We start from the raw sequence: 25,734 nt of genomic DNA on the forward strand, positions 1-25,734 counted from the left end.
ATCACATTCCTTTGATCCAAATCTGTCCTCCGAGTCCGCTATACTTAATCCCTCTGCGGCCGCTTGACCATGGATTTATTACTCAAGAGCTTAGCCCAACACGCCCCGGAGTTTCTCCTCGTTCTCGCCATCGCGACATTTCTATTGTCAGCATGGGCGGTGCGAACCTCTATTGTTCAACGAAGATTCAATGAACGATGGAAGCATCTGCTTCAAAGTAGCAGCCACGAGAGCCTAGAAACCCTCCTTTACGACCACCTTCGTCAAAGAATGGTCATCGAAAACGATATCAACTCGCTTAAAGGTCGCACCGATGAGCTAGAAGACCTGATGCGGAGCTCCAAGCGTCATATTGGACTTATTCGGTTCGACGCCTTTGAAGATGTGGGCGGCAATCAGAGTTTTGCTCTGGCCGTCTACGACGATCGTGGCGATGGAGCCGTCCTTAGTAGTATCGTGGGACGTACAGACTGTAGGGTTTACTGCAAGCCACTGCAAAATGGTCGATCTGAGAGAGACCTGAGCCAGGAAGAGCAGAGGGCGATTCGAGAGGCACGAAATTCTGGGCCCCGAACGATTGTCTCCCCATAAATAGTGGTCATTGATGAGTGAACGGTATCTAGAAGACGAAATGCTGATCAGCCGGGCGCAGGGTGGCGACCGTAGCAGCTTCAATGCCCTTGTTCGGAAATATGAGGTCAGGGCGTATCAGTACGCATTCCGACTTACTCGTAACCCTGAAGAGGCCGCGGACGTGGTTGCGGAGGCTTTTTATCGGGTCTTCAACGCGTTGCACAACTTTCGGGGGCAAAGCAGTTTCAACACTTGGCTTTATCGCATTATCACGAACTGCTTCCTTGACCTAAAGAAGAAGGAACGCAACAAGCACACTACCAGCCTAGAGACCTCGATGCAAGGTCCAGATGGGGACATGGAGATGCAGGTAGAGGACACTAGGCCAACACCGGACCTTCAGGCTGAACGCGATGAGCGCGAGCGGAAGATTGAAGAGGCTGTGGGAGTCCTTCCTGAGTATCAGCGGGCGATGATCGTGATGTATCACGCCGAGATGATGAGCTACGAAGAGATCGCTGCTGCCCTGGACTTGCCAGTTGGCACGGTAAAAAGCCGATTAAACAGGGCTCGTTTGAACCTAAGAGAACTTTTGGTTAAAAACGAGGAACTTTTTAAGATCTAGAAAGTCAAACGAAGTGTATCAATGCTGAATTGGTGTTGATCATTTAACAAAGTCTTATGTGAGCTGCTCATACAGTGGCTCCAGGGAATATTTTGAAGAAAGGTAGAACAATTTTCATCGCTACTGGCGAGAGGCAAGTGACGGTATGAATCACGAAAAAGCACGGGAGTTTTTCTCCGCATATTACGAGGGAACGCTAGAAGAAGGTCTCAAGCAGAACTTTGAGCAGCGTTTGGCTTCGGATGCGCAAATTCAGGCTGAGTATCGTGCCTTTGAGAGCACGATGAATGAGCTGACGAAGCTCCAGCTGGAAGAGATTGACGTGCCCATCTACTTGAGTGATCGCATTGCTAGTCGCTTGGAGCAGGGTCTGGAGCACCGGCGTAAGAGCTCGATCTTTAGCCTTTGGCTGCCTCGCTTTGCGCTTGGTGCTGTCGCAGTTGCTGTGATGTATGGCGGCGTTTTGGCGCTTCGTCCGGGCAATTCGAACTCTTCACAGGGTGGCATTGCTACGAGCGGCGCTGAGTCGAATCCGATGAAGTTTGAAGTGAAAGATTCAAACGTGGTTTTTGAGGCGAAGTACCCTCAGCCTAAAACCATCACCGTTTCGGATGAGAAGGGCCACGTGCTGAAGACGATTTCGTTGGCAGCTAACCAGGATCTTAAGAGTCCCCTTAGCAACCCGAACACAACGGCTGCGCTGTTCCAGATTCAGGTTAGCGACGAGAATCCGCCGATTTGGCTGGCGATTCCTGGAAGCGGGACGCTTGAGAAGAAGGCGAATTCAGGCTCCATCAAGGAGTTGGCGATGGCTTTGGCTGATCGGTACAAGATGAATGTAGAAGTCAAGGTTAACGAATCTGACAAGACACTCACTTGGAACTTGCAGTCGAACAGTCCTATTGAAGGAGCGAACTCTGCTACCAACGGATCTTCCTACACGGTATCGGTGAGCGCGGACAACATGTTCATCATCTTGGATCGCTGAACATTGCCTCATATGAAAAAGCGGCTCTCCTTTCTGGAGTGCCGCTTTTTCGCTTTATTTTTGAGCGAGGATGTTCGCGATTCGCTTATTGATCTGCATTGCGGAGTTGATTCCGAGTCGAATATCGGAAACGAACATTGGCATGGAAGATTCGCGGTCTGCAAGATAAGGGAGCTTGTTGATCGGCTTCTTATGGCTGGCCTGCCTCATCATCTCGTCCTGAATGTTGAAAACCCGCTGAGTGTCTTCGATGGAGATGACGGCTTCGCCTCGTCGATCTTGATAGTCTGAGAAGAGAGACTTTGCTCGGTGAGCCATCTTTTGAAGAGTCTCAATGGAGATGGTGAGTGCAGCCAGCCTCTTCTTTGCGGCAGTTCTTCGGACAGGAGGTAGGTATGGAGCAGCCTCGGAAATCAGTGCGAGCGCTCGTCTCTGGACGATACCTGTCTGGATTGCGCTTGGGAAGTCGGAGCAGCGAAGCGCCTGCACCGACTCGGCTGCTAGCAGGGCATCTTCTACGCTTTGTGACCAGAGCTGTTTGAACTGCTCCTTCTCGCTCAGCTCCAGCATGAGCGTTGCCACCATGCAGTTCTGGTTGACTGCGTCGCCCTTGAGGCCTTCTCTGCAGGAGTCTTCGTAGAATGCTGACTCTAGGGGCTTTAGTTTGCCCGAGATGGCTCCTTGCTTCCACACATTCGCAAGGTCTCTGAGTTGCTGGGGCGTGCAATCACGTCTGTATTCACCCAGGAGTTCATGCGTGAGCCTTGCGGGCTCTACGTAGGCGTTTAGGCGAGCTTCCTGCTCGGGCGTGTTGGTGAGGAATTGGTATTCGCTGTGCCGAAATCGGCCAACGCCACCAATGACTCCTAACATGATTGCCGGCGTCACCAGCAAGAATTTGTATACTAGCGAACTTCCCTGTCCCACACGGAAATAATCGGTAGCCAAGCTCCAGATGGGACTGTTAATTTTGCTTGCAATGATTGCCATGGAACATCCCTTTTAGTGAGCAAAAACGGCTTTATACGCTCAGGTGTTCGGTTGCGTGGCAGTTAACCTTTCTAAACTAGGTCCACTGGCCTACGAAAGGGTTAGACAATAGTCCCAGAAATAGTGAACACCATACAGGGCTTACCCAACTGGTTATACAATTTACTTGTCTCCACTAGAGGCAACAAACAATGAATATAGGCAGCTTTCAAAGCTTAGAATCAGAATTGGTTTCTCGGGCAACCGAGGGGGACAAAGCTAGTTTTGAGCAACTCTGCGATCAGTATCGGCCGATCTTGCACTCACTCGCAATGCGAATGTTACGCAATAACGAAGATGCAAATGATGCGGTTCAAGAGACCATAGTAAAAGCCTACCGAGCGATTAAGGAGTTTGACTCAAGTCGCCCAATGAAACCTTGGCTATGTAGAATATGTGCCAACTGCTGTGTGGACGCTGTGAGGCAGCGAAAACGCGACGGTGAAAGCCTGGATCAGCATGAATACATGCTGCAAGACACAACAGAGGTGGAATCTCAGGTTCGCGGCAACATTCAGCAGGGACAGGTACTCGATGCAATCGAGAGGCTTCCGGAGAACTATCAGAGAATTATTTTGATGCGGCACTTCCGCCATATGGAAGTCAACGAGATCGCCCAAGCCCTTGACAAGCCCGAGGGGACAATCAAGAGCTGGCTCTTTAGGGCAAGAGCAATCCTTAAGAAGGATTTACGAGTCGCTATCGGTTAAGAGAAATACTTCAGCAGAACTGCGATGCAGCAGTGGCCACGATGCGGTGGCTATACTCTTATACTTCCTTTCTACTTCTCCAATTCAGCACATTATCATAGAATAGATACTGATGTGCCCATCCCGTTAGCATTCCAAAGCGATTCCGGTAGTAGTCGCCCAGTTCTCGGTATTTGGAATCGGTGAGTGATTTTTCTTTCCACTCAGGAAAATAGAGGCGAACAGATGCTTGCCAGATGTGTGTATCTATTGGAACTGCTTCTGTATGATGCAGCGCGAATAGCGCGATACAGTCGGCTAATTTTGCTCCAATTCCTTTGAATGAACAGAGCTCTTGGAAGGCTTCTGTGTAGGTTAAACCCCTCAATCCTGCAAGATATTCTTCCCCGCCACGGGCCATGACCTGCCTTGCGATGCCTGGAATGGTGGCAGCTCGGTATCCGAATTTCATCTCGCGGAGACGAGTCTCTGGTATTTGGGCAATCACGTCCACTGTGGGGAACCTCTTCAATACCCTGCCTTCCACCTCTGTCATAGTCTCACCGTACTCTGCCAGATGGCGACTCATAGCGATGATGCGTTTCAGGTTATTGTTTGGGGTGCAGAGGAAACAGAAGAACACCTCTGTGGGGTACGAAGGCCTTACTAGGCGTAGTCCGGGGAGACTTTGCATGTAGGGCTCCATCTCGGGTCCGATTTCGAGGATTTTCTTCTCGGTCTCCTCGGCGTCCCAATCGAGTCGGAAGAACGACTCGAGGTCGGCGAGTGTTGCGTTGGAACGTACTTCGATCGATTCCAGATCCTCTTTGATGTGTGGGGGAGACATGTGGTACCAGTGGTTTCCATCGACACCGAGGAAGGAGCCATCTTCTAGCTTCTCCCAGCGGAAGACTTGGCCACTGGACACGCAGAGTTCGAGATCGAGGCGGTTCTTGGGATAGGTGAGAGTGAATGAGTTCAAAGGGTGCCCTCGGGGAGCATTTCGAGGAACTGGTCTTCGGTCAGTACGGCAACTCCTAGGGATTCGGCCTTGGCTAGTTTAGAGCCTGCTCCGGGACCAGCGACTACGTAGGTGGTGTTCTTACTGACACTTCCTGCTGACTTGCCGCCCATCTTTCCGACCAACTCCTCTGCCGTTTCCCGGGCGAATTTTTCCAGTTTGCCGGTGAAGACGAAGGTTTGGCCCGCGAAGATATCGCTTGTAGGAGCCTCGGCTTCTACCGGGGTTACTCCGAGTGCTAGGAGGTCGTCGACTAGTTTGCGGTTTTCTTCGTCTTCGAACCACTCTTGGATTTCGGAGGCGGTGCGTGGTCCTACGTTTGGGATGGCGTTCAGGGTTTCGTAGTCTGCGTGGCGGAGCGCTTCTAGTGTTCTAAGTTCCCTTGCCAGGTCTTGCGCTCCTTTCTCGCCGACTTCTGGGATGCCAAGCGCAAAGAGGAAGCGGGGGAGGGGGCGTGATTTGCAGTCTTCGATGCTCTGGAGAAGGTTGTCCACGGACTGTTCACCCATACGATCTAGGTTCACTAGTTCTTCGCGTCTCTCTTTGAGGCGGAAGATGCCGGTTACGTCTGTGAGGAAGCCAAGCTCTAGGAAGCGTTCGATGAGCTTGGTGCCGAGACCGTCGATGTCCATCATTTTGCGGCCCACGAAGTGTTCGATCTTCATGGCGACTTGAGCTGGGCAGTAGCGGTTGGGACACTTGAGGGCGACGATTCCTTCTTTGCGGACCAGCTGGGTTTCGCATACGGGGCAGTGCGTTGGCTCTTGCGGGATGGGCGGGTCACCGAGTCGTTTTTCCAGGACTGGGCCTACGACCTCTGGGATGACGTCTCCCGCGCGCTGGACGATGACTGTGTCGCCTTCACGGACATCCTTGCGGCGGAGTTCGTCGAAGTTGTGGAGGGTGGCTCGGCTGACCGTTACTCCACCCACGTAGACCGGCTCTAAGTCGGCTACGGGCGTGACGTTACCGGTTCGCCCCACTTGAGTAAGGATGGCCTTTAGGGTGGTGAAGGCTTGCTCAGCTGGGTATTTGTAGGCGATGGCCCATCTGGGTCCCCGGGCGGTGAAGCCGAGCTGCTCTTGGAGGTCCAGCGAGTTCACTTTGAGGACTGCACCATCGATTCCGAATGGGAGGTCGTTTCGGATCCTTTGGGCGTGGTTGACGAACTCGATGAGCTCTTCGACACCTGTAACGGCTTTCGCTTCTATTCGCGTTGCAAAACCTAGTTCTCGGAGGGCTTTGATGATTTCTGACTGGGAATTGGCCAACCTGTTCCCTTGCTGGAGTTGGACGGCACCTACGCCGTAGGCGAAGAAGTTGAGTTTTCTTTGGGCAGTTAGGCGGCTATCAAGTTGTCGTAATCCCCCTGCTGCTGCATTTCGGGGGTTGGCGAATACTTGTTCTCCTCGCTCGGCACGGGCTGCGTTGATCTTCTCGAAGTTCGCCTTGAGCATGACCACTTCCCCGCGGACCTCGATGAGGCCTGGAAGTGGATTGCGCATTCGGAGGGGGATGCCGCCGATGGTGCGGGCGTTTGCGGTGACGTTCTCTCCCGTGGTTCCGTCGCCTCGGGTGGTGGCCGTGATGAGATAGCCGTCCTGGTAGGTGAGAGAGATCGATGCGCCGTCGAACTTGAGTTCCGCGAAGTACTCGACGGGGTTTGTGGTTTCGAGTCCTTTCCGGACGCGTTCGTCGTAGCTTCTGAGCTCTTCTTCGCCAAAGGCGTTGTCGAGGGAAAGCATCGGGATAAGGTGGCGATGAGGCTCGAATCCTTCGATGGGCGGAGCACCGATTCTGGCCGTTGGGCTGTCGTCGGTTTTGAGTTCGGGTTGGGCGGCTTCTATGTCCTGGAGCTCTCGGAACAGTTGGTCGTACTGGGTGTCACTGATCTCGGGTTTGTCCAAGACGTAGTACAGATATTCGTGGTGCTCGATGATCTTCCGAAGCTCGGCTGCGCGTCCCGCGTCCATGCCTTGGATTATGGCGCTGTGGGGATCGAAATCTCTTCCTAGGTTGTTTGTTTATGAGTTAGGGTGTTTCAAGCAAATGATAGCCTGTTTCTTACTCGCTGGGTTCCAACCGACTTATCTGCCAATCTCAGAAGGGCTGAGGAGTGCGGACTTTGTGTGCGTTGGTCGTGTTAGTAGGGTTTATAAAACTCACGGGTTGCGGGTTGCGGAGCTTAGGATCTTGGAGACTTTAAAAGGAACTCCTCGGAAATCGCTCCTTTATCTAGCTGAGAAGACTTGGAGGTGTGACACTAGCAGTGCAGTTGCGGGTGAGAGGGGCATGTACATATTGCGAGAGAGCTATAAATTCCCTCGGCCTGGCGACAAGAGGGTGCCACGGAATGTGATGTTTTTAGGCCATTCCGGCTCGGGTCGCATCGTTTTCAAGAACGGTTTCTATGATGCAACCTCCTTTGACCCAAAGGAGATTTCGATCGGTTACTACACTTTGCCTAAGGACTGGCATAAAAACGGCAACCATTTGTTCTCAGAGACTGACCTAGTTTCCAAGTTCAAGAGGCTTCTACAGCAACCCAAACATCATTAGAACGTCTTACCGATTATTATGCTCACCGTCGCACTTCTTACCGTCTTTCAGGCGAAGGCCAAAATTGCCGTCATTCCCATTGAGAAATCTCTGAGCAGCGCATCTTATGTTTGTGTTGGAACTGTCCATCGGATCTTTCGCGAGGGCGATCTTCGTGTGGCTGAGATCACTGTAGAGAAGACTCTCAAAGGTCAAGAGCGAAAGACTGTGCGATTTGTGGCGCAGAAGACTTGGTCCTGCGACTCCAGCGATGCGGATCTGAGCGAAAGGGGAATCTACATCCTGCAACCTGGATCAGAGGCCATGGTGCTGGCGCATGCGGGTTCAGGACGCATCGTGTTCACCTCCGGGAGGGCATTCCTTTGGGGGGACTCCAAGAGTGGGTTTGGAGTGAATGCTTACAATCTGCCCAGCAATTTAGAGTCTTTCACTCTTAATGGAAGACCCTTTACTACTGAGACCGCTCTCACGCGAAGCATCGTTACCATCTTGAGACAGCGAAGTTAAATCTCTTCGCTAGCGTCGAAGACGGCGTTTGCTACGAAGATGGGGGCGTTGAAGCGGACGGCCATGGCTATGGCGTCGGATGGGCGGGCGTCTATTTCTAGCTCTTCGTCTACGCCTTCCTGGTGCAGGTACATCTTCGCGTAATAGATAGAGCTCCAGAAGTCGTCGATGGCGACTCGGTCGAGGGTGGCTTCAAGGCGGTCTAGGACGTTCTTGAAGAGGTCGTGCGTCATTGGGCGGTCCGGGCGGTCGCCTTCAAGGATGTAGAGGATTGCCTGGGACTCGAAGGCACCGATGCGGATGGGCAGTTTGCGGATGCCGTCGGATAGAAGTACGAAGCGAGTTTGGGCATCGCTTTCGACCCCAAAGATCCCTTCTATTTGCACTTCGATCATTTCTGATGAAGTGTCGTCTTCACTTGGGAGGCTTTGGCCTTCGTAGGGGAAGAACGCTGGGGGTTCGTTTAGGTTTTCTTTACTATCGTTCTCTTCAAAATCGTCCGGCATAGAGTTCTCGGCTACTTCGACGTTTGTAGCTGCCTATTATCCTATGTTCTGTCCCAAAAAATCGATTCAGAAACAGATGAGCCGCATCCGAAAGATGCGGCTCGCGCTGTGAGGCATCAGACAGATGCTTTGGTTCGTGCCACAACACCTTCTAGGAAGGCTGCGTTGGTAGGCGTTCGCTTGAGAAGCTTGATCAAGGAATCGGTTGCTTCTACGCTGTCCTTTTGGTTGGCGAGGAGGCGGTGAAGTTGGACCACACCTTCCAATTCTTCCTTCTTGAATAGAAACTCTTCGTGGCGGGTGGAGCTTCGCTTGACATCAATCGCTGGCCAGATTCTGCGCTCTGCCAGTTCTCGGTCGAGAACGAGTTCCATGTTTCCTGTACCCTTGAACTCTTCGAAGATCGCTTCATCCATTCGGCTACCGGTCTCGATGAGGACGGAAGCGATGATGGTCAGCGATCCGCCTTCTTCGATGTTTCGCGCGGAGCCAAAGAAGCGGCGAGGTCGATAGAGTGCAGCTGGGTCCAGACCACCGGAGAGGGTTCTTCCGGAGGGGTTGATGGTGAGGTTGCTTGCTCGGCTCAATCGTGTGAGTGAGTCCAGCAAGATCACAACATCTCGGCCTGCTTCCACGAGTCGCTTGGCCTGCTCTAGACAGAGTTCGGCAACCCGCATGTGGTTTTCGGCTGGCTCATCGAAAGTGGATGAGATGACTTGGCCCCGGACGCTTCGGCGCATGTCGGTAACTTCTTCCGGTCGCTCGTCGACGAGCAGGACCATGAGATAGATTTCCGGGTGATTGACCGTGATCGCGTTGGCGATGGTCTTCATCATGGTGGTCTTACCGGCTTTCGGTGGTGCCACGATGAGACCTCTCTGACCCTTTCCGATTGGCGAGATGAGGTCGACGATTCGCTGTGGGATGTTATCCGCGACGGTTTCGGCGATGATTCTCTCGTTTGGATAGAGCGGTGTGAGTTCGTCAAAGTTCACGCGTCGCTGCATCTCAGGGCTTTGCGTGCCGAATGCATTGACGCTTTCGACTCGGAGCATGCCTGGATACTTCTCGCCTTCTTTGGGCGTGCGAATCTGGCCGAAAACGATGTCGCCTTGACGAAGATTAAATCGCTTGATCTGGCTTTGAGAAACGTAAACGTCTCCTGGGCCGGGATGATAGTTTTCGCGGCGAAGGAAGCCGTAGTCTTGGATGTACTCCAGGATTCCTTTGGCATAGACTGCTTCTGGGTTGGCTTTCTGCAGCAGGCATTCGACTACTTCATGGCGAAGCATGCTCTTTGGATCGAGCTTGGCATTCTTAGCTTCTTTGAGTAGCGCAGCGGGTGCCAGTTGGTCTAGCGAATTGTAATCAATTTCCGGCAGGCTATCGAAATCGGTGGCGTCATTCTTGGGTAAGCCTTCGCGGTTACCGCTAGGACGACGGCGCCGATTGTTATTATTGCTGTGGTTATTGCCGTCTTGCCCCTTACGAGGTCGAAACTGATGGGTCATTTTACTCCTGTGAATCAGGGATCCGCTTTGGTTGGAGGCCGTACAAGGCGTCCAAATAGAGGGTGTTAGCCTTCGCGGAGAATGGCGATATACGGGAGGTTTCGATACCTCTCTGCGTAATCTAAACCATATCCTACCACGAATTCGTTCGGAATCTCGAAACCAATGTGTTCAACTATTGGATTCGTTTTTCTTGCTTCGGGTTTTGAAAGCAGACAAGCTACTTTTAGTGACTTGGGCTTTCGAGTTGAGAGAAGCTCTCTCAAGTGGTTCAGGGTTGTCCCTGTATCCACTATATCCTCGACTATTAAGACGTTCAATCCTTCGATATTGATGTCTAAATCTTTGCGAATTTGAACATTTCCTGAAGAAACTTGCCCGTGACCGTAGCTGCTCACTTGCATGAAGTCCAAACTCGCCTCAGTTTTGAGCGCTCTGGCGAGGTCTGAGAGAAAGTGGATTGAGCCTTTTAGGACTCCTATGAGGAGGACGGGCTCATCTTGATACTCGGCATCAATGAGCCCCGCCATCTCTTGTACTTTTGCCTGAATTTGTGATTCAGAGAATAAAACGTCCAACGCCATAAGGTCTGCTACTCGAGTTCGATAGTGGCCGGCGGCTTACTGGTGAGGTCGTAAAACACTCGGTTAACGCCTTGTACCTCGTTCACGATGCGGTTCGCAATGTGCTCAAGGACATCGAACGGGAGGGCAACAGCTCTTGCGGTCATGGCGTCTTCGCTTTCGACGGCTCTTAGGACGATAGGCTGCTCATAGGTTCGCTCGTCGCCCATGACGCCGACGGAGCGGACATCGAGGAGAGCTGCATAGCTTTGCCAGATGCCTTTATTCAGGCCCTTTTCCTTGAGAACTGAGCGGAAGATCCAGTCTGCTTCTTGAGTCATTTTGACTCTTTCTGGAGTGACCTCACCTAGAACTCGGACGGAGAGACCGGGGCCTGGGAATGGTTCGCGGTCGACCATGTCATCGGGTAGACCTAGTTTTCGGCCTACTTCGCGGACTTCGTCTTTGAAGAGCCAGCGCAGAGGCTCGATGAGCTTCATGCGCATCCAGTCTGGGAGGCCGCCTACGTTGTGGTGGGTTTTGATTTTGGCGGCCGTGGGGGAGCCTGATTCGATGACGTCTGGATAGAGGGTGCCTTGCGCTAGGAAGTCGCAACCTTTGAGTTCGTTGGCGTGATCTTCGAAGACTCGGACGAACTGCTCGCCGACGGCTTTTCGCTTGAGTTCTGGGTCTTTGAGGTCTTTGAGTGCGCCAAAGAATCGATCATGCTCGTGGAAGGCTTTGAGGCTCCCTTTGAAGTGTGTTGAGAAGGTTTCGATGACCTGCTCGGCTTCGCCTTTGCGCAGGAGGCCGTGGTCTACGAATACGCAGACTGCTCGATCTCCGATGGCACGGATGAGGAGGGCTGCCATGACAGAGGAATCGACGCCTCCGGAAACGGCGCAGAGCACCTTCCCTTCTGGGCCGACAGTCTCTCGAATTTTGGCGATCTCTTCTTCGATAAAGCTCTCGCTGGTCCAGTCGCCTTTCAGTTGGGCTGCTTCTAGAAGGAACCTTCGCAGGACCGTCTTGCCGTCTGGGGTGTGGGTGACTTCTGGGTGGAACTGGATGCCGTACTGCTTGGCGACTGGGTTCTCAAACCCGGCTACTGGGCAGCTCTCGGTGCTGGCGGTGATGGTGAATCCGGATGGGACTTCGAGGACCTGGTCTCCGTGGCTCATCCAGACAACATCACTGGAAAGGCCTGAAACGAGTGAACCGCTTGGCTGGGTTGAGACTAGGTGGCGGTGGCCGTACTCTTTGTGAGAGGCCTTCTCGACTTTGCCGCCGAGCAGGTGTGCCATGAGTTGCTGTCCGTAGCAGATTCCCAGTGTTGGGATGCCTTCGAGAACGCTCAGGTCTAGTGTGGGAGCGCCTTCTTCAAGGACAGATCTTGGGCCGCCGCTTAGGATTACTGCGTCGGGCTGATCTTGGGTAATTCGCTCGGCTCCGTTGGTCCAGGGGACCATTTCTGAGTAGATGCCAAGCTCGCGGACGCGTCGTACGATCAGTTGCGTGTACTGTCCGCCAAAATCGATTACGAGAACTCGCTGGTGCTTCAAGGCGAGATTGTACCCTTTTCAGATCAGTGGGTTGCGGTGCTGGAAAGTTGTGTGGGATGGGCTTCGAGAGGGACTAACGCGACATTGGTGTGTTGTTTGCAATCGTTCAGTCCTGAGCATAAATGCAGTAGTTTTAACAGGTTTTGCTTGACTTATCCTCACTAGAATGGGGATATCCACGAGTTTTCCACATTCTAGGCCTCTCAATTAGTGAGTATCTCGCCCTCCGTTTTATCACATTGTCGAAGCTCCTGAACCCTTTGCCTTAGCGATTCAATCTTGTCAAACTCTTGCTCGCGCTTACCGCCTACATCACGAATGTAATCACGGAGTTCTGCTTCTGCCCGGTTCGTTAGAGATTCAGCCTCATCAAGTTGACCATCGCAGGCCGCTCTCAATGCTTTGCACAATAGAAACTCAGCCCTTGTGTCCGCGCAAGGCTCGGCGCACTTGTCTAGCCAACAAGTCCCACCGTCCATGTCTCCGTTTTCAAATGCGTAAAAAGCCTGTTGAAGACAGGCGATCTTGAATATCGTGGATCTTGAATAATGGGTTAGCCCTTCCAATATTTCGGCTTGTCTTTTGAGGCAAGCTTCTAGTTCGGGAGAGCTTAGGTCGGATAGGTGATCTGCCTTCATGATCAGGCCTCGAAGCTCTGCTTCCGAATTGTCCGTGATCCCACACTGACCATCTACCCATTCTCGATTCCAATCTCTGGGTCTAACGCCTTCAAACGCCATCTTGGAGAGCAGCAGGTTGCAGCACAAACGATGCTCATCAAATTGGTCTCTATAGATATTCCATAGCCACAAGACGTCAGTCTCGGATCCTTTCCGTGACTTGTAGGGCCACAGTGTTGCCGGAAGGACTGAAAGCGCCCCAACAGCAAAGATGGGCGCCATCCATGACCATAGGAATGGCCCGATGGGAGGAACGGAGATCGGATAAGAGGCGCTGACTAGCCACTTTAGCGTACAGCCTGTATAGGCAAGACTCGCGAGGGGGCCACCTAAAAGAAGAAGCGCAAACCGGTTTCGATAGCCGTGTAGCACTCTGGGTGCCATAACCGTCCGGCCGCCTCCTTTCACTCCCGGCAACTTGAAGAACCTATAACGCGACTGCTCCAACCTTACTCCCCATGAGAACACGGAGACATAAAGCAAGTCGAAACCGACCAGGCATCCAGCTAGATAATGGCCAAGCTCATGGACCAGTACAGCTAAGAATAGGCTGATCCATATCAGTAGGCACAAGCACCACAGTGCAATCAACGTACCAACAAACGCGTCCATGCCTAGCTGTAAGTTTTGATAGTTGATCCCTACGGCGAGTCCAACAATCGCTGATAGCGAAAACGTCAGCACCATCCTGCCGTTGAGTGTTTGCTCCTTGGTCAACCCTTCTTCGCTTCCCTCGCCTTTCGATATGGGTCTGCTTTGGAGTTGGTGGCGTTCCACTGAGGTTCTTTTACTGAGTCGGCAATTGCCATGATCCCCAGCGCGACCATCTTATCGATCTTCGCCATGTTTACGTAGTCGACTTTGTCCCAGTGGTCGCCTACTTGGTGGTAGTCGGGGTATTCGAATGCGGTGCAGATGGTGTGCGCGGGGACACCCAGGTCGGCTAGGGCTTGGTTGTCACTTCGGCTGAAGAAGGCGTCGCTGAATTGAGGGTGACGCTCTACTTTGACGTCGACTTTCTTGCCTGCCAGTTCGAAGATTTTGCCTACGTCGCTGTAGTCTTGGCCGGTCATTGAGACGGCTCCGACGCGTGGACCTTCTGTGTCGTCGGTGCGACCCACTTGTTCGAGGTTCACATCTGCGACGGTTTTGTCGACGGGGAAAATTGGTTTCTTGCCGTAGTAGCGCGAGCCGAGCAGTCCGCGCTCTTCACCCCAAAAGGTCATGAAGACGACGCTGCGCTTGAGCTTCATGCCTCGTAGGGCGTTGGCGATTTCGATGACACTGACTGTGCCGCTTCCATCATCGTTTGCTCCGTTGTAGATGGGATGTCCCTCGGCTTTGCTGATGCCTAAGTGGTCGTAATGTGCGGTGACCATGACGTAGGTGTCTTTGAGCTTGGGGTCTTTGCCCCTAAGGACGCCGATGACGTTTCGGACGGTCGCAGGCTTGGCGTCTGCTCCGCGCGGGGTGTAGGTGGTGGTCTGGAAATAGCCGTCGTCGCCGACTGGCTCTAGACCTGCTCTGCGGAACTGTGCTGCGATGTATTCAGCTGCCAGATCCAGTCCTCGGCTTGGGGTGCCTCTGCCTTCTAACGCGTCAGAGGCGATGAACGACAGGTGCCCTTTGAGGGAGTCTGCATTGATTCGCTCGATGGCAACCTTTCTTTCTGGGGTGAGATCAACGTTCCAATCTTGAGCTAGTCGGGCGTATGAGAGCGCGAGGAGGGGGAAAAGCATGAGCGAAGTTTAGCAGCTACTTCTTGCCCAATAGGACTGTGATCACTGTCTCCAGCTTCCGATCTGATTGTTTCTTGGTACTGATCTCCATGACATGCCCTAGCGAGAGGGCCTTGAGGGATACTTTTTCGAACATCCCTTTAGACCTCAGGAAAGTGGCTTTGCCTTCGCCTGAGACGTCGGTAGAGATTCGGAAGGCTGCGTCTGTGTCGTTTGGAATCTGATTGTGGCGGGCGTCTTCGTAGAGGACGTAAGACTGTTCGACCTTAATGGCCAGCTCCACTTTTTGATCGTTGATGGCAGTGGGCGTGACGGTGTAGAGCATGTCGCTGCCGTCGAACTCTTTCTTGAAGGTGAATGACTTCCCTTCTTGTAGATCGCCTTCGGGGAATTCGATTGGGAGGTAGCTGATATCTGGGAATCGCTTGGCGTCGAGGCCTGGGAGACGGACGGGGAGCTTGACGTTGGGGGCATCGCTCTTCAGGATCTTTCCATTGGGTGCGTAGGTGATGGTGGTTTTGGGGAAGAAGGTTTGGATGCTCTTTGGAGTGAAGGGGAGCACTGCTTTGTTCAGTACGATCTTGAGGTCGGTGATCTCGCTTGAAGCTCGATCGTTTGAAAGACCACAGAGGTCTACTCCCATGACAACTTCGGCCTTTCCTTCTCTTCCGCCCAGGACTGGGAGGTAGCCGTCGAAGGCGACGGAGACGTCGTAGCGGGTGACCGTAGAGGGTATTTGGTAGGTCAGAGTGACAAGCGCGAGCAGCAGCACGATGTGATTGTAGCCAAACAAATTCGAAATATCTTGCCAATAGGGATTCTGCCACCGAACTACAAGGGGGTGAGCATCATCTAAAATCTATCATCGACCACCCAGTAGCACTACCGAATGGGACCTTCCTAGCCGAGAGATTTGAGATTCAGCGCGAAATAGGGCGCGGGGGCTTCGGCATTGTGTACGTGGCACTGGACTTGCAGCGTAGCGAGCAGGTGGTGATCAAGGAGCTGGCCCCAAGCGGCCTTCATCGTAGCGAGGAGGGTTTCCTCGACCTTGGGGAGGATGCGCATCGGCTTCGTCAGAGCTTCTTGACTGAAGCGCGGGCTGTTGGAAAAATCAGCGCTCGGAGTCTTCTTCCCGTTCGATCGACTTTTGCCGAGAATGGAACTGCTTACTTTGCCACCGAGTATATTCCCGACGCGCAGACACTTGATCGGCTGATTCAGAAGGAGGCGCCGTTGGATGTGGTGGGGGCGCTTGATATCTTCTTCCAACTTCTCGAAGCCGTTGAGGCGATTCATGCGAAGAACATTTTGCACCGGGATATCAAGCCGTCTAACATTCTGACTACCCCTCGCGGGACGGCTTACCTCATCGATTTTGGTTCTGCTCGGGAGTGGCAATCGCATGTGGACATCACCCACACGATCATGTACACGCCAGGGTATGCGCCTCCTGAGCAGCTCAGCGAGCGAGCCAAGCGTGGACCGGCAACGGATATCTATGGGTTGTGCGCGACTCTTTATCACATGCTGATGGGGATTCCGCCTGAGAGCGCGAACGACCGGTTGGCAGGCGTCGAGTTGACTCCTATTACGAGTAGGCGGAAGGATGTTGAGACCTCTGTGCTGGAAGCAATTGATAAGGGGCTCAACCTTCGGTTTGGAGCCCGCCCTCAGACCATTGCTGACCTGCGGGATTTGATTGCCGAGGAGGAACCCAAGAGCCATCTAGAGGGGCTTCAGACCTTAGACGATCGGCTGTATCGTTCGCAGAACTTCAGTTTCCCCAGATACGGCTGTCCGGCTTGCAACGGTTTGCTAGAAGAGCTTAAGCCCTTGCGGAGTGGCACATGCCCTGTGTGCCATAAGGGACACGTTCGGAAGAGAGACATATCGACTCGACTTTGCCCGAACTGTAAGTCGGGGCCTCTAAGACACTTCCAGAATTCGAACCCTCTGACGATCTGCCCGGAATGCTCGGTCGGGTTGTTGTCGTATCAGAAGCAGTCGCTGCTTTCTCGGAAACAGATTGCGAGCTGCTCTGAGTGCGATGTGAAGTTTGAAGTGGCGGGGCGGGACTGGACACGCATTAGCCCAGAGCCTTCCTCTTCTGCGGATGTCTCCAATTGGCTTGAGACATCGGGGCGGTCGCATTCGATTCAGATTTGCGAGGATTGTCAGGCTCAGTTTGACCTGCTTCAAGATGGCCGGTGGCGTAAGGTCATTCCAAATGAGCCAGGTGGACATCACGTTCTTTATCCCGAGGAGTGGGCGCGCATTGCTAATGGCTTTGACCCAGGTGCCGGAAACGCGGAGTGCGATGCTTGCAGTGCTGAGTTTGATCTCGTGGGGGATGTTTTGACGCTGTTGGAGACTCATGCCGACCCCTTTGGCTATGGCGCAAACTATCGTGGACGACGTATCCGTCTGGAGGACGCGCGTTGGTTAGGCGTGGGCAAGACCAGCCCGAATGCCGGACTGGTGTGCGACAAGTGTCGAACTGAGTTTGATAAGAAGGGAGATGAGTGGATCTTGGTGGACACCTCGTCTCGAAAGCTGATTCGCGCTATTGAGGAGTCTCTGAAACCTGAGGACTGGCATAGAATGGCACAGGGGCTGCCTCTGCTCGGTAAGGAAGAGGATCTAGTTGCAGAACTTGAACTGGCTCTCTTGCAGGCTTACATTGACGGCGAGATTGGCTTTGATCCTCAGAACCAGATTTTGTGGAAGGGGCCAGCTTCGCGTGAAGACACGGAGCAGGAGTCTCAGATTGTGATCACTGATTCTGAAGTGACATTTGGGGGTCTGCTTCGGAAGCTGAGGATTTCCTTGGGCGAAGTGACTCACGTGGAGGCTCAGGGGGACTTGATTGTGCTGCTTCATGAATCCGGCGAAGAGCACGCATTTCGGCTGGAGCCGGTGGAGATGATTGCTCACCTCAAGAGTGGCGAGCGTAGCGTGACGCTCACCGCACAAGATTTAGAAAAGCGGCTCCTAACTGCTCGCGCGGTGCCGTAGAGGCACGCTTGGAAGATGGAGTCCGTCTTGGGTTGATGATGTGAATCTTAGGAGCCGGTCGAGGATGACTTTCACTGAGCCAGCAAGGGGGAACGCTATGAGCATTCCGACGACTCCAAACAGCGCTCCTCCGCAGAAGATCACGAACATACTGACCACGGGGCTTAGTCCAACGCTGTTGCCGACCATCTGAGGGTAGATCATGTGGTCGAACGAGAATGCCACTACCAGATAAAGAACGGTTACGAGCGCTGCATAGGCCCATGAGCTTGCGAAGGGGTGAAACATGCCGCCCGTGACTCCGCTAAAACCGACGACCGAGAACACGGTCACTGCCGACATGATATTGCCTAGGTAAGGGATCAGATAGAGCGCCCCGAACAAGGGACCTAGAAGAACCCAGCTTGGTACACCCGTGATGGCAAGGAGAAAAGTGATACTTGCTGTGTAGAGCAGGACGACCGTGGAGATGCCCCGAAGGTATTTGAAGAACACCTGCCCGATGTCGCCAAGCACACTGATCATGGAGTCTCGAATAGACGGCGGGATCCAGCGGGGGGTTCGGCGCTTGATGTCTTCCATTTCGAGGAGGATCAGGGGGACCAGGATCGGGACGATCACCACAAACATCAATTGAGAGAACGCGTTGGTGATGACTCCAAAGAGTGAGTTCGAGAAGTTCTGAAGGATCTTGGCGATCTGTGGACGGTTTTTATCCACATACTGCTCCATGAACTCGCGTCGAGTCGTTGGGAGGCCAACTCGTTCTAGGGCCTCTCTGTTCTCCGAAAGGAGTCGGTCGATTTGGCTTGGGTTTGCGTTCTGCTGGATCTGGTAGGTTGGGTTCCAGCGGAGAAAGAAGTTATCGTTCTCGTTTGTTTTTGAAAGCGTCGCTGTGAGTTCTTGGACTTTGTCGCTGAGGATTTTGCCTTCACGGGAAACGGTTGGGGTGATGAGGATGGCCCCGCCGGCGACCACACTGATGAACAGAACCATGACCAGGGAGACTGCACCTTTGCGGGACATTCCCTTGAGACGGAGCTTGCGCACCGTGGGCTCTAGAAGAGCTGCGAGGATAAAGGAGACGATGAAAGGAAGGAGAATCCCTCTGACTAAATAGAGAAAGAAAAGGCTTCCCACAACAAGGGCTGCCCAGAGGAAGATTCTCCAACCATTCATCAAGTTAGTTTAGACGCCCAGCTCTTCAGCTGCGCTGTCAATTGCGCGCTTAGCTCGTTGTTCGGTAACCCATTCTTCGGTTTTGCCTTTAAGCTCTTTGAACTTATCGTTCAGATCGCCTCGCAAGTCCTCACCCTTTTTAGGGGCAAAGAGTAGACCTGCCGCGGCTCCGATGATGGCTCCAAGGCCTACACCCGCGAGCATGTAAAGTAAAGCATTGCTTTCGTCGTTATTGTTGTTACTCAATCCGAGACTCCTCCGTAAGTAGTTTATTCTACGTGCACCGCATAAATGCAGGGCACTTCGCCGCACAAGCGTTCCGCTTTGTTGACAATGATTCACTATAGGCACAAAAAGCCATGTGCATAGGGCTTATATCCGAAAAAACGTGCTTAAACTGCCGTGAGTTGGGGCGGCTCGATCTTTGCTCCGCCTGAAATGGTTCCGCCTGCACATACAGTCCTTCCTTTGTAGGCGACTGCGATCTGACCAGGTGACACGGCTCGCACGGGTTTGTCGAAGACAAGCTTAGGTTGGTCTCCGCCGATGAGGGTCGCTGGCATCGCCACCATGTTGTATCGGATTTTGGCCTTGACGCGCACTCGATCTTCTGGCGGGAGTGCCCAGTGCAGTTCGTCGAGAGGGACTTCCTTTTGAAGGAGGAGGTCGGAATCGCCGACGACGACTTTGTTCTCTTTCGGCTTGAGCTCCAGCACGTAGAGCGGACGGCCGTTTCGTGCCGTGAGGCCGATACCTCTTCTTTGACCTACGGTGTAGTCGGCGACGCCGTCGTGCTCACCCATGACCTTGCCTTCTGCATCGACGATTTCGCCTTTGCCGAAGATGTCTGGGCGGCTCTTTCTGAGAAATTCTGTGTAGCCGCCTGCCTCGCTGACGAAGCAGATTTCTTGGGAGTCGGGCTTGTTGGCGAGGTGGAGTCCGAGGTCTTCGGCGAGCTGTCGCGTGGCTTCCTTGCTCGGCATGTCACCGAGGGGGAACCAGGACTGGCTGAGTTGATCCTGGTCGAGCATGTACAAGACGTAGCTTTGATCTTTCTCGTTGCCGCGAGCTTGCATGAGGCGGTGCCAGCCAGTGGAGTCCTTTCGGATTCGGGCGTAGTGGCCGGTTGCGAGTCGGTCGCAGCCTAGCTCTTTCATCTTTTGGAGCAAGACCTCAAACTTAACGTGCTTGTTGCACTGAACACAGGGGTTGGGGGTTCTTCCTGCTGCGTACTCGTCGATGAAGTTCTGGATGACGTTGGCGCGGAACTCCTCTTTGAAGTTCATGACGTAGTGCGGGATGCCGAGCACGCGTGCGACTCGGCGGGCATCTTCGACGGCTCCCAGGGAGCAGCAGCCAGCGTGGCGAGGATCGGTTTGGCTCTCCTGCCAAATTTGCATGGTCAGTCCGATGACATCGTAGCCCCGCTTTACCAACAATGCAGCCGCGACACTACTATCCACGCCGCCGGACATGGCGACCAATACCGTTCCTTTCTTACTTGCCATCGATGATTTCTACGTAAGGTGGTGCCTTCAAAGCTTCGTTTAGCGAGTCCCAGCCGAAAGCTTGGGTTGGATGCCCCTTGAGGAGGACACAGAAGGTGGGCGTTCCTTTGACACCCAAGCCATTGCCAGCGTTTCGATCATTGGTGAGCCTATCGTAAATTGGATCACTGGTGTTATCGATACGCTGCTTGATGTTGTTCGTATCCAGCCCAATGGACTGGGCTATGTTGAACACATCGTTGGGATCGTCCATGTTCTTGTGAGTGGCCATCACAGCCAAAGTGAATTCCCAGAACTTCCCTTTCTCGGCTGCGTACTCGCCAATAAACGCGGCGAGGGGGCCAAGCGGGTGGAGCTTCTCCAATGGGAAATGGCGATAGATGACCTGGACCTTTCCAGGATGCTGTCGTACGAACTCTTTAAGTTGTGGCGAATTTGTCTGACACGAAGGACACATCATGTCGGCGAACTCGATGATCGTGATGGGGGAAGATGGATCGCCATAGATGTTTGGGTTCTTTGGCACCATCTGGACACTTTCCACCACGGAGGTTGGGATCACTTGCCGGGAGGCAACGCTGTATTTGGCAATGTAGCCTTGGACGGTCAGAGCAATTGCAAGCACAAGTGACAAACCAACGGGAAGCAGGGTGTCTAACATGCCGCCAGCTGGTGCTTCAGGTGATGCGACTTCGTCGAGCGACTGCACTAAAGCTGCGTAGAACCCTGCGGTAATCACCATAGTCACTGCAGATGCGAAGCAGTAAATGCAGATCGCATGGATGACCGTGTAGGAGTAGAGTTGCAACCCGACGCTCGTGAGGGCGCCTCCGATGGCCATGGCAAAGCCTATTGTCGATAGCTTTCGGGTGTTGTTCACTCCCTTGATGCCGCGCATCACTGCCAAGACGGCGAAGACGAAGTAGGCTCCGAAACCGATGTAGGCAACTGGAACACCGAGCCACACAGAGGAGGGATGGTTGTTTACAACATCACAGCCGTGCGAAGGTCCGCAAGGAAGAGAGATCTTCAGAAGCTTGCTGAGACTTAGGGTTCCAGCAATGAAGAGGCCTGCAAATGCCAAGACGAGCAGGATGCGATTGTAAAGGTTTGCCTTCACGTTACTCAGTATACGGGTTGGGGTGGGCTGCATTATTCGATCCAGGCAAAGTAATCCGAACTAACAACAGATAACAACAAACGTGCCACGGTTGGTGTTCCATATGCGAAACCAATTTGCATTTGCTTAATCTGTGGAGCGTTATAATAGCTCGGTGAATCCCACGATCATTCCGCCTCCTGTGGACCCAGGCCCGAACTTCCAGGCTCCGAACTACTCCCCTAAGATCCGTTCATCCGCTTCTTGGCTCTATTGGATTGCAGGGCTTACCGTAATCAACTCCGTGATGGTGCTGACTCATTCTCAGCTGACCATGATCTTGGGATTGAACATCGTGTTGATCGTGGATATTATTGGGGCAAAGCTTGGCAGTGTTGGGGTTGCCGTCGCTCTGTTTTTCACCCTTGCAGTGGCAGGGGGAATCTTTGCGCTTGGTAGGGCAGCTGCAAAGGGTGCGCGGTGGGCTTTCCTGGTAGGCATTGTGTTCTTGGGGATTGACACCATTCCTCTGTTCATCGGCGGAGCCCAAGAAATCCTTCCCATAGGTATCCGAGTGTGGGCCATTGCATCGCTGGTGACGGGTTACAAACTAGCTCGTATTCAGGCGGACTTTTCTCAGGTTTAGGTTCAAGACGGTAAAGGTATTCTTAACCTGATCCCATGAACTTAATCCCCCAGCGTGAGCTAGCGTCCGGTAGAACCGTTCGACCCCAGCGACCCAAGATGACGCTAGGCACGTACTTTGTACAGACGTGGGGATGTCAGATGAACGAAGAGGACAGCGAGCAGATGGCGCTGTATCTGGAAGATCTTGGGTTTAAGCCTGTTGAGACGATTTTCGAGGCTCAGGTCATTCTGCTGAACACTTGCTCGGTCCGCAAGAAACCTGAGGATAAAGCCTTTAGCCTTCTAGGGGAGCTCGGGCTGTATAAGAAGAAACATCCTGAGGTGATCATCGGAGTCTGCGGGTGCATGGCTCAAGCGCGTGCGATGGATATCCGTCGCAGTGCTCCCCATGTCGATTTTGTGTTGGGGACAGGGGATTTGGGACAGCTACCTAGCTTGGTGGAAGAGGCTGCTCAAAGCCATAAGTTTCAGAAGAGATTGGCGCTGCCAGAGCGAAAGGGCGCTGTTGTGGAAGACATTCCTCAGCGTCACCTCGGGCGCCCGGCTAAGCTGAAAGCGTTTGTTCCGATTCAGTACGGATGCGACAAGTTTTGTACGTTCTGCATTGTTCCGACCACGCGTGGACGCGAGCGGTCTCGTCCTACGGAGCACATCTTAGAGGAGGTTGCGGCTCTGGCAAGCCAGGGGACCAAGGAGATTACGCTTCTTGGGCAGACGGTGAACTCGTACGGGAAGAACCTTTTGGAGGGTCGAGTTCCGTTTAGCAAACTTCTGTGGCAGCTCGCGGAGATCCCTGGGATTGAACGAATTCGATACACGTCGCCTTACCCTCGCGATTTCAAATCTGATCTTATTGAGGCGATTCGCGATTGCCCGAAGGTAATGGAGAACTGCCATATGCCGCTTCAGTCGGGCGATGATGCCATGTTGAAGGAGATGCACCGGCTGTATACCGTAGATAGCTTTACGAAGATTGTCGAGGAGTTGCGTGCAGCGGTCCCTGGAATTGCGATCACCACCGATGTGATCGTTGGCTTTCCTGGGGAGACGGATGAGCAGTTTGAGAACACGCTGCGGACGATGGAACGGATTCGGTTTGATGCTGCTTATATGTTTGCGTACTCCATTCGTCCAGGAACTCCTGCCGGTGATCGAAAAGATCAGATCCCTGACGACGTGAAGAAGGAGCGTCTAGCTCGCATGATCGAGATGCAAAACCGTATCACGTGCGAGATTCACGCGACGTTTGTAGGAAAGGAGATCGAGGTGCTGCTAGAGGGCCCTGCAAACAAGAACCCTGACCTTCTCTATGGGCATGCACGTGATATTAAGACGGTTACCTGCAGCGGCTCTCTGGAACGTGCTGGACGGATTGGCAAGGTGCGAGTTTTGAGTTCGCACCTTTGGGGCCTTCACGGCGAGCTTATTTAGGAGTCTCAGCGTCGTATCTTGGCGGTAGATTCAACCCTAGTCCGACCTCTTCAGGATGGATGATCTCATATTGATCTGGTTTCATCACGATGATCAGCAGGCCTATCAGACCGAGCACCCCGAACCAGCCATGGGAATCTGGGTACCCCCTGCTTCTCACGAATACGGTAAACCCGATCAACCACAGCGCAACCCCAATGAGAAGCGCGAGTATCGCTAGCGGGAATAGTGAATCACTGATCATCAAGAAAACTCCCCGGAACAATCCGACCAGTATCGATGCTCCCATCAACAGATAGGCCTTCTTTTCGAGCGCGCGTTTCTCTTCGTATGTACCGGACATGTCTACAAAAATCCTCTCGACATGCACCATACCGCAATACGGTATCTTTTCGTCTACATAAAGGGACTTTTTCGCTTCAAAAGCGGAAATCTCGAATGTTCGTTTCGCGTGCTACCGATACCGTAGGTCGGCCGTTGTAAGTCCCAGGAACAAACGAAATTCCTGAATGGGTGCTGCACGTGTGATTGGAACCTCCTGATAGTCTGCCCAACCAACCACTTTGCTCTTATAGCCATTTACGTTCCCGTCGGGGGCTTTGATGGGTTGCGTCTTATCTTGGGTGAACACGGGCACTTTGAGATGAACGTGGGTTCCAACTGGATTTTTCAGAACCAGAACCATGCCCCAAACATGCTCGTTTAGGAAGGCTGGAGTTGCGAGTTTCTGTTGCGAACGGTAGATGGTTGAGGTCAGGGCCGTGGGACCGTATACTTGACTCACACTGTTGCCAACCACTTGAATCGCAGGTGCCATGTCGCCGTTTGGTGGTGTTCCTGTCCAGAGGACTGTCAGTTCGTTGCCTCGGCCATTGAGAACAAGGCGTAGATTAACTTTCGACCCAGCTACGGTTCGGATTCCGTGTCCGGCCAAGATAGTTGATTTGAGGAGAGTCTCCTCTTTTTCTATGTTGTGAATCGGATAAGGGCTCTTCTTAGGAGGATCGAACATCTCCGGATCGATGCTGGTCGGGTACTCAAACGTAATGAGTGAGTCGTCTGTTCGACAGTATTTCACTTTGCCTGACTGCGGATCAGAATAGAATCGAACTGCCGAGTTCGGACCAGATTTGACTCGATAGTAATCGTACTTACCATCTTTAAAAGAGGTTTGCGGCTTGTATTCAAGCAGATCCGACTCGTGCCCCCTCTGAGCAAGGAGTTTCTTTACATCAAAGCCTTCCATTAGTTCACGAGGGTTGTAGCGGTCATTCGGTTGTAACCGTCGTACGCTCCAGTAGGGCTGATACGTGTTGTGTGATGACCGAAAAATGCCATTTCGACGCGTTTCTGACCAGAACTTACGGCCATCCCCAATAGGAAGAAGATCTCTCCAACGCTTTCCGTCGATCCAATACTCTGCCACGATGGATGGTCTCCTACCCTGTGGCAGATCGGTGTAAATTATGTGAACCCTCTCCGCTGCACGCGTCGCCGAAGCAACTTGGGACCAGGCTGAGCTCTTTTTACCGTAGGGCCAAATTGCGACCGTAGCACACAGTGTAACTGCCCCCGCAATCTTGAGAGGCATTGGCATGCGCCTTCTTTCTCGCTTTGCTGCCGAGTTGTTGTAACGATGGATGAAATCCTGAGTAGGCTCAACATGTTCGTCAGCCCTCAACTGAACAGTGGCCGCTTCGATTAATTGATCAGGGAAATTCGTAGGTTGTCGATCCATAAACCTTGTCCTCCTCGCAATATGAGAGCAGCTCCCGGAGCTTCTGCTTGGCGTGAAACAGACGCGACTTCACAGTGCCTTCTGGGATGCCAACGATCGAAGCGACCTCAGAGATGGGGACCTGCTCGATCTCGTGAAGTAAGAACACTTCGCGTTGGGATGCAGTTAGTTGGTGCAATGCCGCGAGCAAATCTTGCGCAATTCCGACAAGCTCGAAACGCTTTTCTTGATAGGGAAAACAGTTCTTCAGTGGTTGAATGAGCCTTTGGCGTCGTTTCCACTTGGTGTACTCATGGAAAGCAATACTGTGGACCCACGTCCGCAGCGATGAGTCTCCGCGGAAGGACGACATACCATCTCGAGCTTTTACAAGCGTAACGAGAGTTAGATCTTCCGCATCATCGAGCCGATGTGTGAGGTGCCTGTGGAACCTGAGGACCGAACCATAGTAGTCCTTTGCAAACTGCTCGGACGCTTCTTTGTTCCCCGCTATGATTTGTTGCGCTGTTTCTAGATCGCTCAAGGAGTGCCTCTTCTTTCTTAAGACAACTCCACAGAACC

General features: G+C 53.0%; 25 protein-coding genes. 8 read left to right on the forward strand and 17 right to left on the reverse strand.

Going from position 1 to position 25,734, the window contains the following annotated elements:
- Positions 1-69 precede the first annotated feature (69 nt).
- From ACZ51B_RS03590 to ACZ51B_RS03600, 3 genes are all read left to right on the forward strand, one after another.
- On the forward strand, positions 70-591 hold the full coding sequence (locus ACZ51B_RS03590; RefSeq protein WP_464295865.1) for a DUF4446 family protein: 522 nt from the start codon (positions 70-72) through the stop codon (positions 589-591).
- Positions 592-604: 13 nt separating this feature from the next.
- Positions 605-1,198, forward strand: coding sequence for an RNA polymerase sigma factor (locus ACZ51B_RS03595; protein WP_464295866.1), 594 nt, complete (start codon positions 605-607; stop codon positions 1,196-1,198).
- Between the two features lie 145 nt (positions 1,199-1,343).
- Positions 1,344-2,186 carry a hypothetical protein gene (locus ACZ51B_RS03600; protein WP_464295867.1) on the forward strand — a complete coding sequence of 281 codons (843 nt, stop codon included), beginning with the start codon at positions 1,344-1,346 and terminating at the stop codon, positions 2,184-2,186.
- 54 nt (positions 2,187-2,240) lie between these two features.
- Here the strand turns inward: ACZ51B_RS03600 and ACZ51B_RS03605 are convergent, their stop codons facing one another.
- Positions 2,241-3,059, reverse strand: a complete 819-nt coding sequence (locus tag ACZ51B_RS03605) for a hypothetical protein (RefSeq protein WP_464295868.1) — start codon at positions 3,057-3,059, stop codon at positions 2,241-2,243.
- Positions 3,060-3,367: 308 nt separating this feature from the next.
- Here ACZ51B_RS03605 and ACZ51B_RS03610 point away from each other — a divergent pair, with 308 nt between their 5' ends.
- Positions 3,368-3,925 (forward strand): RNA polymerase sigma factor, encoded by a 558-nt coding sequence (locus tag ACZ51B_RS03610; protein WP_464295869.1) that lies wholly within the window; start codon positions 3,368-3,370, stop codon positions 3,923-3,925.
- Positions 3,926-3,983: 58 nt separating this feature from the next.
- Here ACZ51B_RS03610 and ACZ51B_RS03615 read toward each other — a convergent pair whose 3' ends face one another.
- Together ACZ51B_RS03615 and ligA are read right to left on the reverse strand one after the other, a co-directional pair.
- Entirely contained in the window at positions 3,984-4,886 is a 903-nt protein-coding gene (locus tag ACZ51B_RS03615; RefSeq protein WP_464295870.1) for a DNA glycosylase, read from the reverse strand.
- Complete coding sequence (ligA, locus tag ACZ51B_RS03620; protein WP_464295871.1) at positions 4,883-6,898, reverse strand: NAD-dependent DNA ligase LigA; 2,016 nt, start codon at positions 6,896-6,898, stop codon at positions 4,883-4,885. The genes ACZ51B_RS03615 and ligA overlap by 4 nt, the downstream gene beginning before the upstream one ends.
- 604 nt (positions 6,899-7,502) lie before the next feature.
- Here ligA and ACZ51B_RS03625 point away from each other — a divergent pair.
- Positions 7,503-7,991, forward strand: coding sequence for a hypothetical protein (locus tag ACZ51B_RS03625; protein WP_464295872.1), 489 nt, complete (start codon positions 7,503-7,505; stop codon positions 7,989-7,991).
- On the opposite strand, the gene ACZ51B_RS03630 is transcribed toward ACZ51B_RS03625, so the two are convergent.
- The 7 genes from ACZ51B_RS03630 to ACZ51B_RS03660 form a co-directional block, all read right to left on the reverse strand.
- The gene (locus tag ACZ51B_RS03630; RefSeq protein ID WP_464295873.1) at positions 7,988-8,497 is read right to left on the reverse strand and encodes a bifunctional nuclease family protein; all 510 of its coding nucleotides are present in this window, start codon (positions 8,495-8,497) and stop codon (positions 7,988-7,990) included. The genes ACZ51B_RS03625 and ACZ51B_RS03630 overlap by 4 nt on opposite strands.
- A gap of 116 nt (positions 8,498-8,613) precedes the next feature.
- Positions 8,614-10,008: a transcription termination factor Rho gene (gene rho / locus ACZ51B_RS03635; RefSeq protein WP_464295874.1), complete on the reverse strand. Its 1,395-nt coding sequence runs from the start codon at positions 10,006-10,008 to the stop codon at positions 8,614-8,616.
- A gap of 65 nt (positions 10,009-10,073) precedes the next feature.
- Complete coding sequence (hpt, locus tag ACZ51B_RS03640) at positions 10,074-10,592, reverse strand: hypoxanthine phosphoribosyltransferase (RefSeq protein WP_464295875.1); 519 nt, start codon at positions 10,590-10,592, stop codon at positions 10,074-10,076.
- Positions 10,593-10,600: 8 nt separating this feature from the next.
- Positions 10,601-12,133: a glutamine-hydrolyzing GMP synthase gene (gene guaA, locus ACZ51B_RS03645; protein ID WP_464295876.1), complete on the reverse strand. Its 1,533-nt coding sequence runs from the start codon at positions 12,131-12,133 to the stop codon at positions 10,601-10,603.
- 203 nt (positions 12,134-12,336) lie between these two features.
- A complete protein-coding gene (locus ACZ51B_RS03650; RefSeq protein ID WP_464295877.1) occupies positions 12,337-13,590 on the reverse strand; it encodes a hypothetical protein in 1,254 nt (417 codons plus the stop codon).
- Entirely contained in the window at positions 13,527-14,552 is a 1,026-nt protein-coding gene (locus ACZ51B_RS03655) for a M28 family peptidase (RefSeq protein ID WP_464295878.1), read from the reverse strand. Before ACZ51B_RS03655 ends, ACZ51B_RS03650 begins: the two co-directional genes overlap by 64 nt.
- A gap of 16 nt (positions 14,553-14,568) precedes the next feature.
- Positions 14,569-15,324, reverse strand: a complete 756-nt coding sequence (locus ACZ51B_RS03660; RefSeq protein WP_464295879.1) for a hypothetical protein — start codon at positions 15,322-15,324, stop codon at positions 14,569-14,571.
- A 146-nt stretch (positions 15,325-15,470) separates the two neighbouring features.
- On the opposite strand from ACZ51B_RS03660, the gene ACZ51B_RS03665 reads away from it, so the two are divergent.
- A complete protein-coding gene (locus ACZ51B_RS03665; RefSeq protein ID WP_464297165.1) occupies positions 15,471-17,570 on the forward strand; it encodes a serine/threonine protein kinase in 2,100 nt (699 codons plus the stop codon).
- Here ACZ51B_RS03665 and ACZ51B_RS03670 read toward each other — a convergent pair.
- The 4 genes from ACZ51B_RS03670 to ACZ51B_RS03685 all read right to left on the reverse strand — a co-directional run bounded on the left by ACZ51B_RS03670 (position 17,547) and on the right by ACZ51B_RS03685 (position 21,377).
- Positions 17,547-18,749 carry an AI-2E family transporter gene (locus ACZ51B_RS03670; RefSeq protein ID WP_464295880.1) on the reverse strand — a complete coding sequence of 401 codons (1,203 nt, stop codon included), beginning with the start codon at positions 18,747-18,749 and terminating at the stop codon, positions 17,547-17,549. The two genes, ACZ51B_RS03665 and ACZ51B_RS03670, sit on opposite strands and share 24 nt — an antisense overlap.
- Before the next feature lie 9 nt (positions 18,750-18,758).
- Positions 18,759-18,995: a YtxH domain-containing protein gene (locus ACZ51B_RS03675; RefSeq protein ID WP_464295881.1), complete on the reverse strand. Its 237-nt coding sequence runs from the start codon at positions 18,993-18,995 to the stop codon at positions 18,759-18,761.
- Between the two features lie 146 nt (positions 18,996-19,141).
- Complete coding sequence (mnmA, locus tag ACZ51B_RS03680) at positions 19,142-20,257, reverse strand: tRNA 2-thiouridine(34) synthase MnmA (protein ID WP_464295882.1); 1,116 nt, start codon at positions 20,255-20,257, stop codon at positions 19,142-19,144.
- Complete coding sequence (locus tag ACZ51B_RS03685) at positions 20,247-21,377, reverse strand: vitamin K epoxide reductase family protein (protein WP_464295883.1); 1,131 nt, start codon at positions 21,375-21,377, stop codon at positions 20,247-20,249. Before ACZ51B_RS03685 ends, mnmA begins: the two co-directional genes overlap by 11 nt.
- Positions 21,378-21,531: 154 nt before the next feature.
- On the opposite strand from ACZ51B_RS03685, the gene ACZ51B_RS03690 reads away from it, so the two are divergent.
- Positions 21,532-22,002, forward strand: coding sequence for a hypothetical protein (locus ACZ51B_RS03690; RefSeq protein ID WP_464295884.1), 471 nt, complete (start codon positions 21,532-21,534; stop codon positions 22,000-22,002).
- Between the two features lie 35 nt (positions 22,003-22,037).
- The gene (gene miaB, locus ACZ51B_RS03695) at positions 22,038-23,435 is read left to right on the forward strand and encodes a tRNA (N6-isopentenyl adenosine(37)-C2)-methylthiotransferase MiaB (protein WP_464295885.1); all 1,398 of its coding nucleotides are present in this window, start codon (positions 22,038-22,040) and stop codon (positions 23,433-23,435) included.
- On the opposite strand, the gene ACZ51B_RS03700 is transcribed toward miaB, so the two are convergent.
- The 3 genes from ACZ51B_RS03700 to ACZ51B_RS03710 form a co-directional block, all read right to left on the reverse strand.
- A complete protein-coding gene (locus ACZ51B_RS03700) occupies positions 23,428-23,808 on the reverse strand; it encodes a hypothetical protein (RefSeq protein ID WP_464295886.1) in 381 nt (126 codons plus the stop codon). The genes miaB and ACZ51B_RS03700 overlap by 8 nt on opposite strands.
- 81 nt (positions 23,809-23,889) lie before the next feature.
- Positions 23,890-25,173, reverse strand: coding sequence for a hypothetical protein (locus tag ACZ51B_RS03705; RefSeq protein ID WP_464295887.1), 1,284 nt, complete (start codon positions 25,171-25,173; stop codon positions 23,890-23,892).
- Positions 25,145-25,696, reverse strand: coding sequence for an RNA polymerase sigma factor (locus ACZ51B_RS03710; RefSeq protein WP_464295888.1), 552 nt, complete (start codon positions 25,694-25,696; stop codon positions 25,145-25,147). Before ACZ51B_RS03710 ends, ACZ51B_RS03705 begins: the two co-directional genes overlap by 29 nt.
- Between the last annotated feature and the right edge of the window lie 38 nt (positions 25,697-25,734).

It is taken from the genome of Fimbriimonas sp. LA-C6, from assembly GCF_055398105.1.